Here is a 15,023-nt window from a genome sequence, read left to right on the forward strand (position 1 = left end):
ACAGTCGTCGGATGTACTTTCGGCAAGCGGAACGACAAACGAAGAGGGGCCGGTTATGTCTACCGGCCCCTCCTGTTAAGACGGATTCGAAACGGTTTATTGAAAATAAGGAACCTCGCTCTCGTGCGGCCGGTGCGCGGCCGGTGCGGATTTCAATACGGACAGCGCTCAAGCCGAACGCTGTCCGTCCTTTTCGCGACGAGTCGGCGCGTCGGAGGATTTCTCCGCGTCGCAGTTCTTCCCGCCCACGGCCATACCTGCCATCAACCCGCTCAGATAACTCGACGCCGCGATGCGCAGCAAATAGCGTTCGGCCTCCTTGAAACAGTCGAACTGGCGCAGCGTGTCCGATTCACGCGCAGCGCGCAACGCGGTGAAAAAAAGCGCATCCAACGTGCTGCGAAAATCGTCGGTTCCGGCAATGCGAGTCTTGTAGGTTTCGGTCATCTGCTGCAACAGATCCCGAGAACAGGTTTTCATCATCGTGCATTTTGTCCCGCTGTGCCGTGCGGAAAATTAATTGCCAGAAATACGAGGGCGGCACAGATTCGGCCTTCCCGCGATCCGGTAAACTGTCCCGCGTCGATCATGCGCACGCCGCCGGCGTGCAGACATAACGTGTGATAAAATTCATCAGATGCTGTGAACGACCGCAACTCTCGTCTGGAAACTTCCTTACTATCTAAGAACGAACGGACACCTTCCTGTCGGTGTTTGTGCTGGCAAAGTTATGTTTTTTTTCCGGATACCAACTGTCGGTAGTCGAATTATGCCCTATTCACCTATTTTTCGACCCAACGCGACTACCGGTTGACTTACAATGAAATAAGAACGTCTGATTCAAATATGAACTGAACCGTTTCGAGTAGTTCGAACGGTCGTTCGGGCAATTCGGAAAACTGCGGTGGGATCGAACGGGAACGACCGGTCGCAGGACTCCGGCCGTTTCCGTTACCCGTGGCGGGCCGCACGGAACGCCACCGCCGGAAGGATACTCCCGGACGGATGCGTGCAACAGGTCGGCAACAGTCGTTACCGCTCCTTCTGCCGCCTTTTAATCATCGTTTCAACCTCGCGGATCTTGCCCAACGTACCGCGATTGGCACGATACACCTCGATCACGGCGTCGCCGCCGGCTCGCGCTACGGCCGCAGCATCCCTTCCGTTGCCTCCGCCGAGCGCATATTCCGCACCGCCGGCCAGGTAGGCCGAGAAGAGCAGACTCATCTTCTCCACGCCCAGGTCGGCGCCCAGAACCGGCGCCGTCTCTTCGCTGATCTCATACATCACTTCGTCCGTTCCGGCCGACCATCGGGTGAGAAAGCCGGCGACGCGCAGCCATTCGTCGGATTTGGTCGGGTCGTAAGGCGTCGTGCGCAGCCACTCGGCGCAGCGCAGTACGTCGTCGTTGTAGCGGGCGCAGTCGGCCGCGGTTTCGATTTCATACTTGTCGGGTACGGGAGCGGTCTGCGCGGATACACTCCATGTCGCTGCGAGGCAGAACATGAAGATCGTCAACATGCGATACATAATTTTAAGGTTTTAGGTTTGTCGCCCGAAATTAACGATTTTTCCGCCGAAATGCAACATTTCCGCGACAAAAAACGGCTGCCGGCGGGAGAATTTCCCCGCCGGCAGCCGAACCGTTCGTTCGGGCCGCTCACTCCACAGTCACCGACTTGGCCAGATTGCGCGGCTGGTCGACGTTGCGGCCCTTGTTGACGGCCACGTAGTAGGCCAGCAGCTGCAACGGCACCGACGTAAGGATCGGCGAAAGGCATTCGCATACCTCCGGAATCTCGATCACGTAGTCGGCGATCTTCGCCGCCACCTCGTCACCGCGCGTGACGAGGGCGATGATGCGGCCGTTGCGTGCCTTGATCTGCTGGATGTTGCTCACCGTCTTGTCGTAGATCTTGTCGCGCGGAGCGATCACCACCGTGGGCATGTCGTCGTCGATCAGGGCGATCGTGCCGTGCTTCATCTCGGCGGCGGGACACCCTTCGGCATGGATATACGAAATCTCTTTGAGTTTGAGCGCCCCTTCGAGTGCGGCCGGGTAATTGTAGCCGCGCCCCAGATAGAGGAAATTCTTGGCGTAGGTGAATATTTTGGAGAGGTCTTTCACCCGCGTGTCGAGTTCGAGCACCTCCTGCAACAACTCCGGCAACCGGTGCAGGTCGCGCGTGACCCGTTCGAACGCCTCATCGGCGATCGTGCCCTTCATGCGGCCGAGCATCAGCGCCATCATCGCCAGCACGGTCACCTGTCCGGTGAAGGCCTTGGTCGAGGCGACGCCGATTTCGGGTCCGACGTGGATGTAACACCCCGAATCGGTGGCGCGCGGAATCGACGAACCGATGACGTTGCAGATACCGAAGACGAAGGCGCCCTGCTCCTTGGCCAGTTCCAGTGCGGCGAGCGTGTCGGCCGTCTCGCCCGACTGCGACATGGCAATCAGCACGTCCTTGTCGCTCACGACCGGATTGCGGTAGCGGAATTCGCTGGCGTACTCCACCTCGACCGGTATGCGGCACATGTCCTCGAAGAGATGCTTGCCGATCAGCGCGGCGTGCCACGACGTGCCGCACGCCACGATGAGGATGCGGTGGGCGTCGAGGAAGCGCTCCTTGTTGTCGAGTACGCCCGACAGCACGACGTGCTTGCCGTCGGCGCTCACGCGGCCGCGGATGCAGTCGCGCAGCGTGCGGGGCTGCTCGAAGATCTCTTTGAGCATGAAGTGGGGATAGCCCCCCTTTTCCAGCTCCGAGATGCTCATCCGGAGTTTCTGGATGTTGACCTTCGACTCCTTGTTGTCCATGTTGAAGACGTGGAGCGACTCGCCCCGGTTGATGACGGCGATCTCGTCGTCGTTGAGATAGACCACGCGGTTCGTGTATTCGACGATCGGCGTTGCATCCGACGCGATGAAATACTCGCCGTCGCCTACGCCGATCACCAGCGGGCTGCTCTTGCGCGCCACGACGATCTGGTTGGGATTGCGGCGGTCGATCACCGCGATGGCATAAGCGCCGACGATCTGGTGGCACGCCTCGCGCACCGCTTCGAAGAGCGTGCAGCCCGTGTCGGTACGGATGTAGTCGATCAGCTGGACGACCACCTCCGTATCGGTCTCGCTGCGGAACGCGTAGCCGTGCTGTTCGAGCGCCTTCTTGACCACCGTATAGTTCTCGATCGTCCCGTTGTGCACGATGGCCAGATCACCCGACTGCGAAGCGTGGGGATGGGCGTTCGTGTCGTTGGGTTCGCCGTGCGTCGCCCAGCGCGTGTGAGCGATGCCGACCGTGCCGCTGCGGTCTTTCGACTCGGCGAAATGTTCCAGCGCCGCGACCTTTCCTTTGGCCTTATAGATGTTGAGTTTTCCTTCGTCCGAAATCATGGCTACGCCCGAAGAGTCGTAACCCCGATATTCCAGCCTGTGAAGTCCTTTGATCAGTACGGGATAAGCCTCCTTGCTCCCGATATATCCGACGATACCGCACATAAATGATAAGTTCTGTTTTTAGTGAATCCGATGACTGCGTTTCCGGCCGAACCGAATGCCGTGCGAACCGGACAAGCGCCGCAAAGATACGGATAAGCGAGGGCAATGTCAAATTTATTTGAACATTGCCGAGCGGGAGTATCTTCGGCGGGCCAAAGATACGAAAAGTCGAGTGCAGAAGCAAACACCAGCCTGATTGTGCCGAGACGGAGTATCTAAGGCGCAAGCCGAAGATAGAAAAACGGTACCGAAAATTTACGGACGACCGGAAATTTTTCGTTATTTTTGTCCTCGCATTCGATTCTTAAAACAAAAATTACGATGAAAAAAGAGTGGAACGATGTCCGGGAATTTCACGAGAAATTCGGTCATCCCGTCGCCCCGCAGCCGCGTATGATGGAGCGCGGACGCGCCCTGAGCCGCGGGAAGTGGATGAATGAAGAGGTGGCCGAATTTCTTGTAGCACAGGATATTTACGAACAGGCCGACGCCATGATCGATCTGATCTATTTCGCGTTGGGTACGCTGGTGGAGATGGGGCTCGAAGCCGACGAGTTGTTCGACATCGTGCAGAAGGCCAACATGGCCAAACTGTGGCCCGACGGCAAACCGCACTACAACCCCAAGGACGGCAAGGTCATCAAGCCCGACGGGTGGGAAGATCCCGCCCCGAAAATCAAGGCCTATATCGATGCGGTCATCGCCCGCAAGGCGCAGAAATAACGCATCCGAATCCCGAACGCCGGGCGATGCCCGGCGTTTTTGTTGCGAGGAAAGGGGTGTCGGGGTTTCGGATTTTCCGACTTAATCCAATGGATACCGCTCAGACAGGCGGCGCCTCGGCAAAACCCAAATAAATTTGGTTCTGCACTCGGCTTGCACACTTTGCGGAAGACGAGCTTCCGCTTAGATAGGCGGCGCCTCGGCAAAATGCAAACAAGTTTGCTTTTGCACTCGGCTTGCACTATCTTTGTCCGCATGGAGATCAAACGCGCCACCTTCAAATGCAGCTCGCAGCAATTGTCGCAGATTCCGCGCGACACATTGCCCGACATCGCCTTCATCGGGCGGAGCAACGTCGGCAAGTCGTCGCTCATCAACCTGCTCACCGGCCACGGTTCGCTGGCCAAAGTATCGGGAACGCCGGGTAAGACACGGCTCATCAACCATTTCCTGATCGACGACCGCTGGTATCTGGTCGACCTGCCGGGCTACGGCTACGCCCGCGTCTCGAAGAGCGAACGGGGCGAATTCTCGAAACTCATCACCGACTACGTGTTCCGGTCGGAGAAGATGCACTTCCTCTTCGTGCTGGTCGACTCGCGGCTCGAACCGCAGGCGATCGATCTGCGGTTCATCCGGCTGCTGGGCGAACACGGCATTCCGTTCGGCATCGTCTTCACCAAGACGGACAAGCTCTCGCGCAACCAGCTCGAAAGCAGTGCCGCCCGCTATAAAAAGCAACTGCTGACCGAGTGGGAGGAGCTGCCGCCGCTCTTCTTCGCTTCGAGCGCCAAACGCACGGGGCGCGAGGAGATTCTCGCCTTCATCGACAAATGTTTGAAGGATTCTTAAAAAAAAGCGGGAATCGTTTGCCGCCTTTTCGCAGGATGCTTATATTTGCACCGTCAAATCCCTTCAAACTGTTATGGCCATTCATAAAATCAAGTTCTTTGCCGGCCGCGGTTCCCGCTACCTGGCAGAGAAAATCGTAGCCAGCTACGGCACGAAACTCGGAGAGTCCGAGGTACTGAATTTCAGCGACGGCGAGTTTCAGCCCTGTTTCCTGGAATCGATCCGCGGATGCACGGTCTTCGTCATCCAGTCGACGTTCCCTCCGACGGACAATCTGATGGAGTTGCTCATGATGATCGATGCGGCCAAACGCGCTTCGGCGCATCAGGTGATCGCCGTGATGCCCTATTTCGGCTGGGCGCGCCAGGACCGCAAGGACCGTCCCCGCGTGCCGATCGGTGCCAAGCTGGTGGCCAACCTGCTCGTCGCGGCCGGTGTCGACCGCATCATGACGATGGACCTGCACGCCGATCAGATTCAGGGATTTTTCGACGTCCCCGTCGATGCGCTCTATGCCAGCGGCATCTTCGTTCCCTACATCCAGAGCCTCAATATCGAAGACCTGTCGATCGCTGCGCCCGACATGGGCGGAGCCAAACGCGCCAACACCTATGCCAAATACCTTCATACGCCGATCATCATTTCGCACAAGGAGCGTGCGAAGGCCAACGTCGTAGGCAAGATGACGGCCATCGGCGACGTCGAGGGGCGTAACATCATCATCGTCGACGACATGATCGACACGGCCGGCACGATCTGCATGGCCGCCGACATGCTCATGAAGAAGGGGGCCAAGAGCGTCCGCGCCGCCATTACCCACCCCGTGCTGTCGGGCAGCGCCTACGACAAGATCAACGACAGTGCACTTCAAGAAGTGATCGTCACCGACACCATTCCGCTGCGCGAGGGCGAAGACCTCCGCAAGTTTACCGTCCTGTCGGTGGCCGACATCTTCGCCGACGTGGTCGAGCGGGTACACAACTACAAGGAGATCTCTTCGATCTTCTTCAAATAGCCGATCCTCCACGACCGGCAGAACCGGCACGCCGCACAATGTGCGGCGTGCCGGTTTTTCATTCCGCAGGCTGCCTGTCCGACGAACGCCGCCGCACGGCCGGAGGCATCAGCCATCGGTCCGGAAACAGCGATTCCTCCCGACGAAAACGATCCGCGGATGTTCCGCTCAAAAGAAAGGCACACCGCCCGTAATAGGACAAATACTTTTTTTATTATCTTTGTTCGTCAGCAAAACAGCGAGAAACAAAACGAACAAAATTACAATCGCGCACAAAAATGAAACACACCACACTTTTCCGCAGCATCCTGCCGCTCTGCATCGCAGGAACGGCGCTGTTCTTCGCAGCCTGCGACGACAACGAAGAGACGGAGGAGATCGGCTCGCTCCTCTTCGAGAGCAAAAACGTAACGCTGGCACTCGACGAAACGGTGCAGCTCCGTGTCCGCCTATACCGGCCCGGTTCGACCGAAAATACATGGTACGACACGACCGCCAACCCCTACAACCTGCAATGGAGCAGCGGCGATCCCTCCGTCGCCAGCGTCGACGCACAGGGACGCCTCACGGGACACGCCATCGGATCGACGGTGATCCGCTGCGCGATGCCCGACAACAGCGTCCACGCCACGACGCGCGTCACCGTGCACGACGGAACCGGCGAATCGCTGGCTGCCGAACTATCCCGGCCTTTCGACGACGCGCTCGTATACAGCCGGTCGGTCTACCTGCAACGCAACACCATCATGCAGAGTTTCGACGTCGAGACCGACGGCACGCTCTGGTATCTCCAATTAGGCGGCAACGACCCCGAACTGCTCTACGTCTTACGCGGCGCCCCCAACGAATCGCCCAAAGACTACATGATGCTGCGCTGGTTCGGTCACGGCACCAATTTCGCAGTCGAGGAACAGGGCGCGGAACGTTACATCTGGATCGGCAGCAACGGCAACAAACTCTCCGACGGTTCTTACAGCCAGAGCAACACCGTCTCCCGACTGAAATACTCCCCTGACAAAAACCGGAAACTCGATCTGTGCGGCGGCGACACCTTCTTCATCAAGGACAAGTGGAACGTTCATCCGGCTATCGACACGGACAACGACATCCTCTGCATCACCGCTTCGACGACCGGCGTCCGCGATTTTATCTTCTACCGGCTGAGCGACGCATTGGCGACACCCCTGAGCAAGGTGACGCTACGCACCCAGACATACGGCGGCGAGGATGCCGATTCCCCGCAGAAAACCGAGACTCGCACCATCGAGGCGCACGACCTCACATCGATCGCACCGCTCGGTTCGTTCACGATATCGGTACCGGGCAAAGACAATCTGAGTCAATACGATTTCCAAGGATTCGACGTACAGGACGGTCTGCTCTATTTCTACGAAGGCGAAGCAGCCGGAAAACAGCCCAAGTCGATCGCATTCGTCACGGTGCTCGATATATCAGGCAACATCGTCGTTCCCCGCACGCAGGTCGGAGCGATCAACGACGTGAACGCGCTGGTGGAGGCGGGCATTTGCAGCAGCGACTCCAACGGATACATCGAGGCCGAAGGCATCAAGATGAAGCACGACCGGCTCTACATCGGATTCGCCACGCACGGCCCCGGAGCCAAACGCTGGGCCAACGTTTTCCGCTACTGATCCGCATACGGCGGAGAGGCGGCGGCGCCTCTCCGCCGATAAAGCCGCTCGGGATTCGGAAATGCGAATCCCGAGCGGCTTTTTCCGATCGACGCACGTTTCGGCTACCGACCGTTCCCGTGCATTCTCCGTCAGGCGATCCGCTCCACCAGGATGCGCGGGTCCTGCTGCAACAACTCGACGAAAGCATCGCCCTTGCGGCTCTTGCGCGCCTGCAACAACAAATTGGCCCGATAGATGATCCCCGACGCGGTACGCTCGCTCTCCAACTCATAAGAGACGATGCCGTAACCGCGCGTCCGCAACAGTTCCAGCGCCTCCTGAATCGCCTCGCGCTCCACGGCAGAGAAGACGAGCGCCGTACGGTGCGCCCCCAACCCGCCGAAGATCAGGTTGAGCACCTCCAACCCCACGAGCGTCAGCACCGTGGCTGCCGCCGCGACGCCGTACATCCCCGCCCCCGTAGCCATGCCTACGCCGGCGATGGCCCACAGACTCGCCGCCGTGGTCAGGCCGCGCACGATCTGGCGGTGGAAGATGATCGCGCCGGCCCCGATGAAACCGATGCCGCTGACGACCTGCGCCGCCACGCGGCTCGGATCGAGCCGCAATCCGTCATGATACGCGAGGAACTCCTCGAAGCCCCATTGCGACACGATCATGAAGAGCGCACTGCCCAGCGAAACGAGAAAGTGGGTGCGGAATCCCGCCTCCTTGACGCGCCACTCGCGCTCGATGCCTACCACCGTACCCAGCAAACCGGCCACCACCAGCCGAAAGATAAAAACCCAAGTCATAACCTAACCCTATAAGATGGTTCCGGCCTGCGGCCGGAACGCTATTCCTTCTTCTCGAATATGACGCCTACGACGTAATAGTGCGGCGACAATCCGACCAGTTCGTCCGTCAACGCAGGATCGATTTCGGAAACGCCGCAACTGCGCACGACGCCCGCCTTCGGATCGTACCAGCCCGAACTGTAAAACGCCAACGGAATCTCTTCGCTTCCGGCTTCGACCGCCGAGAGCTTGAACGGCCGCAAGCTGTAAAAATAGCGAGGTTCGCCGCCCGCCCCGCTGTCGCGTAATTCGAGCGGCAGACTGAACCGCATCATTCCGGGGATATGCACCGTCAGCAGCTTCGTCGAATCGTTCTTCTGCGAAAAAATCAGCGTCAGCGAACGTCCCCGCACATACTCGGTCGTCGTTTCGGGCAGGTGGAGCTCCTTCCTGAACCCCCTTCGCACCTCTTCGGGCATTCGTGTCAACTGCTGCCGCGTACCGCCTGCACGCACGGTATACAACCGTTCGGTTCCCGTGCTGTCCGCCTCGTCGAGATAGACGGCCACATCGTAGTTCTCACGTGTGAAATCGCTGAAATCGAAGCGCAGCACATCGACGCCCAACGCCCCGAGCGCCGCCACGACATCCTCCTGCTGCACCTCGGCCGGGCGCACGCGCAACTGCTCCTGTGCCGAAACCGTGCCGAAACACAGGCAGGCGGCAACGGCAATCCTCATCGTTTTTCCTTTCATGGTTGACGGCGTCTGATATGAAGGACAAGATAAGAAAAGCCGCTGACAAAAGCAAATCTTATTTGCAGTTCGCCGAGGCTGAGTATCCGAAGCGATGCCGAAATACGAAAAGACGCATGCAAAAGCGAACTTCGGTTCGCTCTTGAAAATGAAGGATCAAACATTCCGTTCCGTCATCCGGAAGAAGAACCTGAAAGAATTCCGACGTGAGGATCGATTGCCGGAGTATTTGCGGGCCGAAGACTGCGAAGTACACCCTTATAGCGGGTCTCCGCGGCGCACTCTTCGACCCGGGCGACACAACGTATCGCCCGCGAAATCGGGCACCCGCACCCCGCGATAGCGATCGCAGCGGAAAGGCCCGACCGGCGGCGTGCCGTAAAAAAACGGCGCCGAGCGAAGAATCTCCGAAATAATTCGTATCTTTGCACGCTATGTTTAACTAAATTACTTTTACGACAATGCCAAAAATGAAAACTAATGCCGCTGCAAAGAAGCGTTTTACTTTCACCGGCACAGGTAAGATCAAGCGCAAACACGCTTATCACAGTCACATCCTGACCAAAAAGACGACGAAACAAAAGCGCAACCTCTGCTATTCGGGCACGGTTTCGCAGGCCGACGAGGCCAAGATCAAGAACCTGCTGGTGAAATAATCCGGCCGGAGTTCGCACTTTTTATTAACACGGAGCGAATCAGCCCCGAAGAACGTGAGAGAATCACGTCGCTGACAGCTCTATCAAAAACTTTTAAGTATGCCACGTTCAGTCAACGCTGTTGCGTCACGCGCAAGAAGAAAAAAGGTTTTGAAGCTTGCCAAGGGTAACTTTGGTTCAAGGGGAAATGTATGGACCGTCGCCAAAAACACGGTCGAGAAGGGTTTGCAGTATGCCTACGCACACCGCCAGCTCAAGAAGCGGACGTTCCGTTCGCTGTGGATCACGCGTATCAACGCCGCCGTCCGCGCCTACGGGATGACCTATTCGGAGTTCATCGGCAAAGTCAACGCCAAAGGTATCGCCATCAACCGCAAGGTCATGGCCGATCTGGCGATGAACGAGCCGAAAGCATTCGAGGCAATCGTAAAAGCAGTTAAATAGCCGGTCGGCGGCATCCGCAGGCGCTGCCGCCGGATGTCGGGATCGTGCGGTCGGGTTGCAGTCCGGTTCGTCCGGAGCAGCCGAACCGCGACATCGAGCGGGGTTTTGGTCGTTTGGCCGACACCCCGCTCAATCTTTTCCGCCCGAAATCCGAACGAAGCGACAAGGTGTGCCGAATGTTTCCCGACCGAAGGCAAGCGTACCGACACAACCGGTAACGAACTTTCGCCCCTGCTTTTCCGACCGCTTGCAAACGCTCCTGTCCTTATTCTCGATTTTCATCCGCCTGCAAGCGGGATTCCATTCACTCCGTAATGATCTTCACTGTACGAACGATTTTCCCCGTCTGCGTGATGCCCTCGATCGTAATGTCGTAATTGACCGGTGCGTCGGAGGTGTAGAACTCGACGATGGCCTGTCCCGTATCGTCGAGCTTGACGGTCGGATTCCAGTAAAGCGTCGTGCGGTAATCGGGAACCATCGAGCGACGGGCCTTCTCCGTTGCGTATGCCGGAGCGTAGAATTCCGCAGGGGTTTGATAGCCCAAAGGAGAGACGAATTCCACATCGCGGGCGGGAAGCGTGCGGGTCGCATCGTCCAAATCTTTTCCTTTCTTTGTCGTAATCGAAATGATTCCAACTTGTCTCCAAGAAGTTGCACCCCACAATACCATGTTACTGCTTTCGATCAGATCAATTCGTTCGACAATATTCAACGGATACCAGAGGAATGAAGGAAGTTCATCATAATCCTCTCGATAATCAACATTTCTTTTCGACTCTTCTTTTGGGGATTCATCCAATGGATTATAAAATTCCTGAGCACTCATTCCTTGAGTCTTAAGCCGTTTTAGAGATCTCTCTCCCGTACCATGATATAACGAATATTCAAGCGGCTCCTCAATCAAACCATCAAGCATAAATTGAACTTTTTCCCGTCGGTAAAGAATATTCGTTCCTCGCATCAATATTCCCGGCATCCTTGCGATGAAGTCGAGGATGGTTCCGGCCCCTGCCTCCTTGATCTGCTCGGCCGTCCACGTGCGTGCGGCCAGCCGATGCTCGGGCCGTGTGGATTCGAGGCGTTTGTGATGCGTGACATACACCGTGTCGATGAGGATGTTGCGCATATCGGTCTGCCCTCGCTGCTCGATGTAGTACCGTGCCTGGGCAATGTAGGGCTTCTTCTGCTCCTGCGCAGGCACGCGGGGCAGCGTCCCCACCTCGGGAAACGAATCGCGCGCGACCTTCACCGTCGCCTCCGGCATCGACCCCCGCACCGCCGCGGGCCGCAGCACGTAGAGCGTGCTGTCGGGGAAGTCGAAACCGTTGAGCGCGAACGCTCCGGTGTCGTCGACGGCGCATTTCGTCACATAATGCAGCGAGGGTACGATCATCCGCATCTCGTAGCGGTCGAGCTTCTTCCTCCTGTTCCACAGTCCGCCCTTGTTGATCCGCCCCGCGATCTCCTGCCCGACCTCCAACGGATACTGCGGTTCCACGTACTCCTTTTTCATCAGCTCCGGCACGTCGTAGCGCCGCCATCCCTGCGTGAGCAGCAGTGCGTCGAGCGCCGCGACCCGTGCGGCGTCCCGCCCCTCGAAGTACCAGTCGGGCGTCTCGATCGTACCCCGCAGTTCGGAAGTGAGCAGCAGCGTCGAATAGATGCTGCCCGACATCGCCGAGGGCACCGCCGCACGATCCGTCACCGCGATCGAGAAGTCGCCCGCGGCAGGACCTCCGTCGGGATCGGTCGCCGAGACGGCGAGCGTGACCTTCGTCCGCTGTTTCAACGAACCCCGCACCTGCATGTCGGTCGTCGCAAGTTCTTCGCCCCGATTGAAGACCAGACGCTCGGAGAGCGCGTTGCCCGCCTTGTCCAGCAGCAGAATTTGCAGCACCCCGCCCGGCAGCTTGTCGCGCTTGAAGATCAGCGACGGAAGATCGTCGTTCCACTCTCGGAAGTAGCACAGATTGCCGCGGCAATGGACGAGCAGCCGCAACCCCTTCGGCAGGGGACGGCCCGACTGCACCATCACCGTAAAGTCCCGTTCGGTATGCAACACGCGAAGCACGCAGGCGAGATTGTTCGATGCAGGCAAGTCGAAGCGTTCGGTCTTTCCGCCCTCCATCGTGCATTCGGCGTAGTAGCGTTCGCCCGTATGGGGCGTGAAGCGCAGACAGCCCATGCCGCCGTGAAGCGTGCGAAGCGTGTCGACCACCTCCTCGCGGTCGTTCTTCAACACACCCGTGACCTCGACCGACCCGCCGTCGTCTCCCAGTGCCTTGAAGGCCACGCAGCAGTCATAGCCGTCGATCAGGTAGCCCCCTTCGGGGAAGAACGAGACGTCGAAGTCCGAGACTTTACGCACCGAGGTGTTGCGCTGCGTCCTGCGGCTCTCCTGATAGGGCCAGATCGTGAGTGGCTTCTTGAAGAAGTACTCCGGCCCCGGATTGCGCATGTAGAGCGTGTAGGCCGTAAGCGAGTAGTCCCCGAAGCGTTCCAATGACTGCGTGGGAAGGTAGCCGCTGTACACGCTGTCGCGCGACAGGAGCTTGATGCGCCGCACCAGTGCTCTGCGGTCGTCGCGAAGCTCCACGTAGACGTAGCGGCTCGCGGCAACGGGACGGTGCGTCGCTGCGTCCGCGCAGTGAGCGCGAAGCCAGATCGTATCTCCCGCGATGTACGAATCCTTGTCCGTCGATACATGAAGCTTCTCCTGCGGGTAATGCTCGATCTGCTCAATGAACGGGTTCGCATAGAGCGACGACGAATACGAAAAATTCTCAGAATGCGTATAGGGGGGGGGTAGTTCGGAATTGACCGAACACATTCAGCGGAAAAACCAATGCCACGGAAAGAACGGCTATCCGGGAGCAATCTCTCATAACTCGATCGATTTGGGGTTTCGTAAATTTAGTGATTTTTCACCAATTCCTCAAAAATATCGGAAGAAAAAGTCCAATACACAAATATGGCTATCGGAAGATCATTCTTTTTTCCATACCTTTGACTCAAAATCCGGATCAATGAAAACCGTCACCGAACACCTTCTCGCACTGGCCGACGCCGGCAACGCAGCCTTTACGGCCCGCCTCGCGCCGGGCGTCGACCCCGACCGGATGCTGGGCTGCCGCATTCCGCAGCTGCGCCGACTCGCACGCACGCTGCGCGGAACCCCCGAAGCGGCCGCATTCCTGACGCAACTGCCCCACCGCTACTACGACGAAAACAACCTGCACGGCATCCTGCTGGGACACATCCGCCCGACCGGCGAGGCACTCGACGCCCTCGAACGCTTCCTGCCCCACATCGACAACTGGGCGACCTGCGACATCACGGCCTGCGGCATGAAGACGCTCGGCCGCGCCCCTGCGGCGGCCCTGCCCCGCATCTACGAATGGCTCGCGAGCCGGCGCACCTATACCGTCCGGTTCGGGGTCGTCGCCCTGCTGGCACATTACCTCGACGAAAAATTCGACACGCACCACCTCGACCGGCTGACCGCCCTGCCGGGCGGAGAGTATTACGTCGACATGGCCGTGGCATGGGCTTTCAGCGTGGCGCTCGTCAAGCATTTCGAGCAAACGCTGCCCTACTTCACCCAACGGCGGCTCGACCGCCGGGTGCACAACAAGGCGTTGCAGAAGGGCCGCGAAAGTCTCCGCATCGACGACGCCCGCAAAACGATCCTGCAACGTCTCAAATACTGACCTTCCCTGCCCTATGGAAACCAACCGACCCGACTACACGGAGACGCTGACGCGCCACGGCATCCGCCCCACGGCCGTCCGTCTGCTCATCTACAAAACGGCTCTCCGTTTTCACGACACATTCAGTATGAGCGAACTGGAAGACGCATTGGAGAGCGTGGACAAATCCACCGTCTTCCGCACGCTGTCGCTCTTCGCCGCACGGCACCTGCTGCACGAGATCGAAGACGGCAGCGGCTCGACGAAATACTGCATCTGCCGCAACGACCGCCCCTGCGGCATCGACGAACTGCACTGCCATTTCCACTGCGAGGCCTGCCGCAAAACCTTCTGTCTGGACTACACGCATATCCCCGCCGTACGCTATCCCGCCGGCTTCGAGGTACGGCAGATCGACTACCTGCTCAAAGGTCTGTGCCCCGACTGCCGCGCGAAACGGCATGTATGACCCCGTCCGTCGGCAGCCGCCCGCTTTGCAACCCGGTTGCAAGAATTTCCCGCTATATTTGCCTCCGGAAACCGACATCGTCTCCCCGCCCCTTCCGCACCGACGGACTCGACAAAAAGGAGCGGTATTCGGAAAAATCGATGACGGCTGGAAAATTTTTCGTACCTTTGCTGCGTTAAGAGAGAATCGAACGATGAAAATTCGCGAAGAATACAAGGTTCGGGAGATGGCCGGCGAGCACGTCGTCATCATGCAGGGCCGTCTGGGAGTCGACATGACCAAGATCATTTCGCTCAACGAGAGCGCGCTCTACCTGTGGAACGCCCTCGCGGGCAAGGAATTCTCCGTCGACGATGCGGCACGCCTGCTCACCGAACGGTACGAGGTCGACGACGCGACCGCCGCACGCGACGCCGCGGCGTGGGTCGAAAAACTCCGCGACTGCAAACTGATTTAACGTAAAGCGCACGATATGAAACTC

At 58.4% G+C, this 15,023-nt stretch carries 15 protein-coding genes; 9 read left to right on the forward strand and 6 right to left on the reverse strand.

Going from position 1 to position 15,023, the window contains the following annotated elements:
* Window positions 1–168: 168 nt before the first annotated feature.
* The 3 genes from FMF02_RS00930 to glmS all read right to left on the reverse strand — a co-directional run bounded on the left by FMF02_RS00930 (window position 169) and on the right by glmS (window position 3,505).
* The gene (locus FMF02_RS00930) at window positions 169–480 is read right to left on the reverse strand and encodes a hypothetical protein (RefSeq protein ID WP_141411896.1); all 312 of its coding nucleotides are present in this window, start codon (window positions 478–480) and stop codon (window positions 169–171) included.
* Between the two features lie 552 nt (window positions 481–1,032).
* Window positions 1,033–1,530 (reverse strand): hypothetical protein, encoded by a 498-nt coding sequence (locus tag FMF02_RS00935; protein WP_141411897.1) that lies wholly within the window; start codon window positions 1,528–1,530, stop codon window positions 1,033–1,035.
* A gap of 130 nt (window positions 1,531–1,660) precedes the next feature.
* Complete coding sequence (gene glmS, locus FMF02_RS00940; RefSeq protein WP_019130992.1) at window positions 1,661–3,505, reverse strand: glutamine--fructose-6-phosphate transaminase (isomerizing); 1,845 nt, start codon at window positions 3,503–3,505, stop codon at window positions 1,661–1,663.
* Window positions 3,506–3,826: 321 nt separating this feature from the next.
* Here glmS and FMF02_RS00945 point away from each other — a divergent pair, with 321 nt between their 5' ends.
* The 4 genes from FMF02_RS00945 (at window position 3,827) to FMF02_RS00960 (ending at window position 7,747) form a co-directional block, all read left to right on the forward strand.
* Complete coding sequence (locus FMF02_RS00945) at window positions 3,827–4,228, forward strand: pyrophosphohydrolase domain-containing protein (RefSeq protein WP_179952774.1); 402 nt, start codon at window positions 3,827–3,829, stop codon at window positions 4,226–4,228.
* 255 nt (window positions 4,229–4,483) lie between these two features.
* Window positions 4,484–5,080 (forward strand): ribosome biogenesis GTP-binding protein YihA/YsxC, encoded by a 597-nt coding sequence (yihA, locus tag FMF02_RS00950; protein WP_026075009.1) that lies wholly within the window; start codon window positions 4,484–4,486, stop codon window positions 5,078–5,080.
* Window positions 5,081–5,153: 73 nt separating this feature from the next.
* The gene (locus FMF02_RS00955; protein ID WP_019130995.1) at window positions 5,154–6,095 is read left to right on the forward strand and encodes a ribose-phosphate diphosphokinase; all 942 of its coding nucleotides are present in this window, start codon (window positions 5,154–5,156) and stop codon (window positions 6,093–6,095) included.
* 278 nt (window positions 6,096–6,373) lie between these two features.
* The gene (locus FMF02_RS00960) at window positions 6,374–7,747 is read left to right on the forward strand and encodes an Ig-like domain-containing protein (RefSeq protein WP_141411898.1); all 1,374 of its coding nucleotides are present in this window, start codon (window positions 6,374–6,376) and stop codon (window positions 7,745–7,747) included.
* Between the two features lie 131 nt (window positions 7,748–7,878).
* On the opposite strand, the gene FMF02_RS00965 is transcribed toward FMF02_RS00960, so the two are convergent.
* Both FMF02_RS00965 and FMF02_RS00970 read right to left on the reverse strand, forming a co-directional pair.
* On the reverse strand, window positions 7,879–8,544 hold the full coding sequence (locus FMF02_RS00965; protein ID WP_019131042.1) for an MgtC/SapB family protein: 666 nt from the start codon (window positions 8,542–8,544) through the stop codon (window positions 7,879–7,881).
* Between the two features lie 41 nt (window positions 8,545–8,585).
* A complete protein-coding gene (locus tag FMF02_RS00970) occupies window positions 8,586–9,266 on the reverse strand; it encodes a DUF5041 domain-containing protein (protein ID WP_162502252.1) in 681 nt (226 codons plus the stop codon).
* A gap of 476 nt (window positions 9,267–9,742) precedes the next feature.
* Between FMF02_RS00970 and rpmI the strand changes: the two genes are divergently transcribed.
* Both rpmI and rplT read left to right on the forward strand, forming a co-directional pair.
* Window positions 9,743–9,937: a 50S ribosomal protein L35 gene (gene rpmI, locus FMF02_RS00975; protein ID WP_026075011.1), complete on the forward strand. Its 195-nt coding sequence runs from the start codon at window positions 9,743–9,745 to the stop codon at window positions 9,935–9,937.
* Between the two features lie 99 nt (window positions 9,938–10,036).
* The gene (rplT, locus tag FMF02_RS00980; RefSeq protein ID WP_026075012.1) at window positions 10,037–10,381 is read left to right on the forward strand and encodes a 50S ribosomal protein L20; all 345 of its coding nucleotides are present in this window, start codon (window positions 10,037–10,039) and stop codon (window positions 10,379–10,381) included.
* Between the two features lie 304 nt (window positions 10,382–10,685).
* Here rplT and FMF02_RS00985 read toward each other — a convergent pair whose 3' ends face one another.
* Window positions 10,686–13,214 (reverse strand): hypothetical protein, encoded by a 2,529-nt coding sequence (locus FMF02_RS00985; protein ID WP_141411900.1) that lies wholly within the window; start codon window positions 13,212–13,214, stop codon window positions 10,686–10,688.
* A gap of 196 nt (window positions 13,215–13,410) precedes the next feature.
* Here FMF02_RS00985 and FMF02_RS00990 point away from each other — a divergent pair, with 196 nt between their 5' ends.
* The 3 genes from FMF02_RS00990 (at window position 13,411) to FMF02_RS01000 (ending at window position 14,999) form a co-directional block, all read left to right on the forward strand.
* Window positions 13,411–14,094, forward strand: coding sequence for a DNA alkylation repair protein (locus FMF02_RS00990; RefSeq protein WP_141411901.1), 684 nt, complete (start codon window positions 13,411–13,413; stop codon window positions 14,092–14,094).
* A gap of 13 nt (window positions 14,095–14,107) precedes the next feature.
* Window positions 14,108–14,542, forward strand: a complete 435-nt coding sequence (locus tag FMF02_RS00995; protein ID WP_019131048.1) for a Fur family transcriptional regulator — start codon at window positions 14,108–14,110, stop codon at window positions 14,540–14,542.
* 193 nt (window positions 14,543–14,735) lie between these two features.
* The gene (locus tag FMF02_RS01000; protein WP_019131049.1) at window positions 14,736–14,999 is read left to right on the forward strand and encodes a PqqD family protein; all 264 of its coding nucleotides are present in this window, start codon (window positions 14,736–14,738) and stop codon (window positions 14,997–14,999) included.
* Window positions 15,000–15,023 lie beyond the last annotated feature (24 nt).

It is taken from the genome of Alistipes communis, assembly GCF_006542665.1.
Lineage (GTDB): Bacteria > Bacteroidota > Bacteroidia > Bacteroidales > Rikenellaceae > Alistipes > Alistipes communis.

Bases quoted from the DNA above. Each gene is read 5' to 3' on its own strand.
- FMF02_RS00935 (WP_141411897.1), bottom strand. From the start codon at position 1,530: ATGTATCGCATGTTGACGATCTTCATGTTCTGCCTCGCAGCGACATGG.
- FMF02_RS00930 (WP_141411896.1), bottom strand. From the start codon at position 480: ATGAAAACCTGTTCTCGGGATCTGTTGCAGCAGATGACCGAAACCTAC.
- glmS (WP_019130992.1), bottom strand. From the start codon at position 3,505: ATGTGCGGTATCGTCGGATATATCGGGAGCAAGGAGGCTTATCCCGTA.
- yihA (WP_026075009.1), top strand. From the start codon at position 4,484: ATGGAGATCAAACGCGCCACCTTCAAATGCAGCTCGCAGCAATTGTCG.
- FMF02_RS00960 (WP_141411898.1), top strand. From the start codon at position 6,374: ATGAAACACACCACACTTTTCCGCAGCATCCTGCCGCTCTGCATCGCA.
- FMF02_RS00955 (WP_019130995.1), top strand. From the start codon at position 5,154: ATGGCCATTCATAAAATCAAGTTCTTTGCCGGCCGCGGTTCCCGCTAC.
- FMF02_RS00945 (WP_179952774.1), top strand. From the start codon at position 3,827: ATGAAAAAAGAGTGGAACGATGTCCGGGAATTTCACGAGAAATTCGGT.
- rplT (WP_026075012.1), top strand. From the start codon at position 10,037: ATGCCACGTTCAGTCAACGCTGTTGCGTCACGCGCAAGAAGAAAAAAG.
- FMF02_RS00970 (WP_162502252.1), bottom strand. From the start codon at position 9,266: ATGAGGATTGCCGTTGCCGCCTGCCTGTGTTTCGGCACGGTTTCGGCA.
- FMF02_RS00990 (WP_141411901.1), top strand. From the start codon at position 13,411: ATGAAAACCGTCACCGAACACCTTCTCGCACTGGCCGACGCCGGCAAC.
- FMF02_RS00965 (WP_019131042.1), bottom strand. From the start codon at position 8,544: ATGACTTGGGTTTTTATCTTTCGGCTGGTGGTGGCCGGTTTGCTGGGT.
- rpmI (WP_026075011.1), top strand. From the start codon at position 9,743: ATGCCAAAAATGAAAACTAATGCCGCTGCAAAGAAGCGTTTTACTTTC.
- FMF02_RS01000 (WP_019131049.1), top strand. From the start codon at position 14,736: ATGAAAATTCGCGAAGAATACAAGGTTCGGGAGATGGCCGGCGAGCAC.
- FMF02_RS00995 (WP_019131048.1), top strand. From the start codon at position 14,108: ATGGAAACCAACCGACCCGACTACACGGAGACGCTGACGCGCCACGGC.
- FMF02_RS00985 (WP_141411900.1), bottom strand. From the start codon at position 13,214: ATGTGTTCGGTCAATTCCGAACTACCCCCCCCCTATACGCATTCTGAG.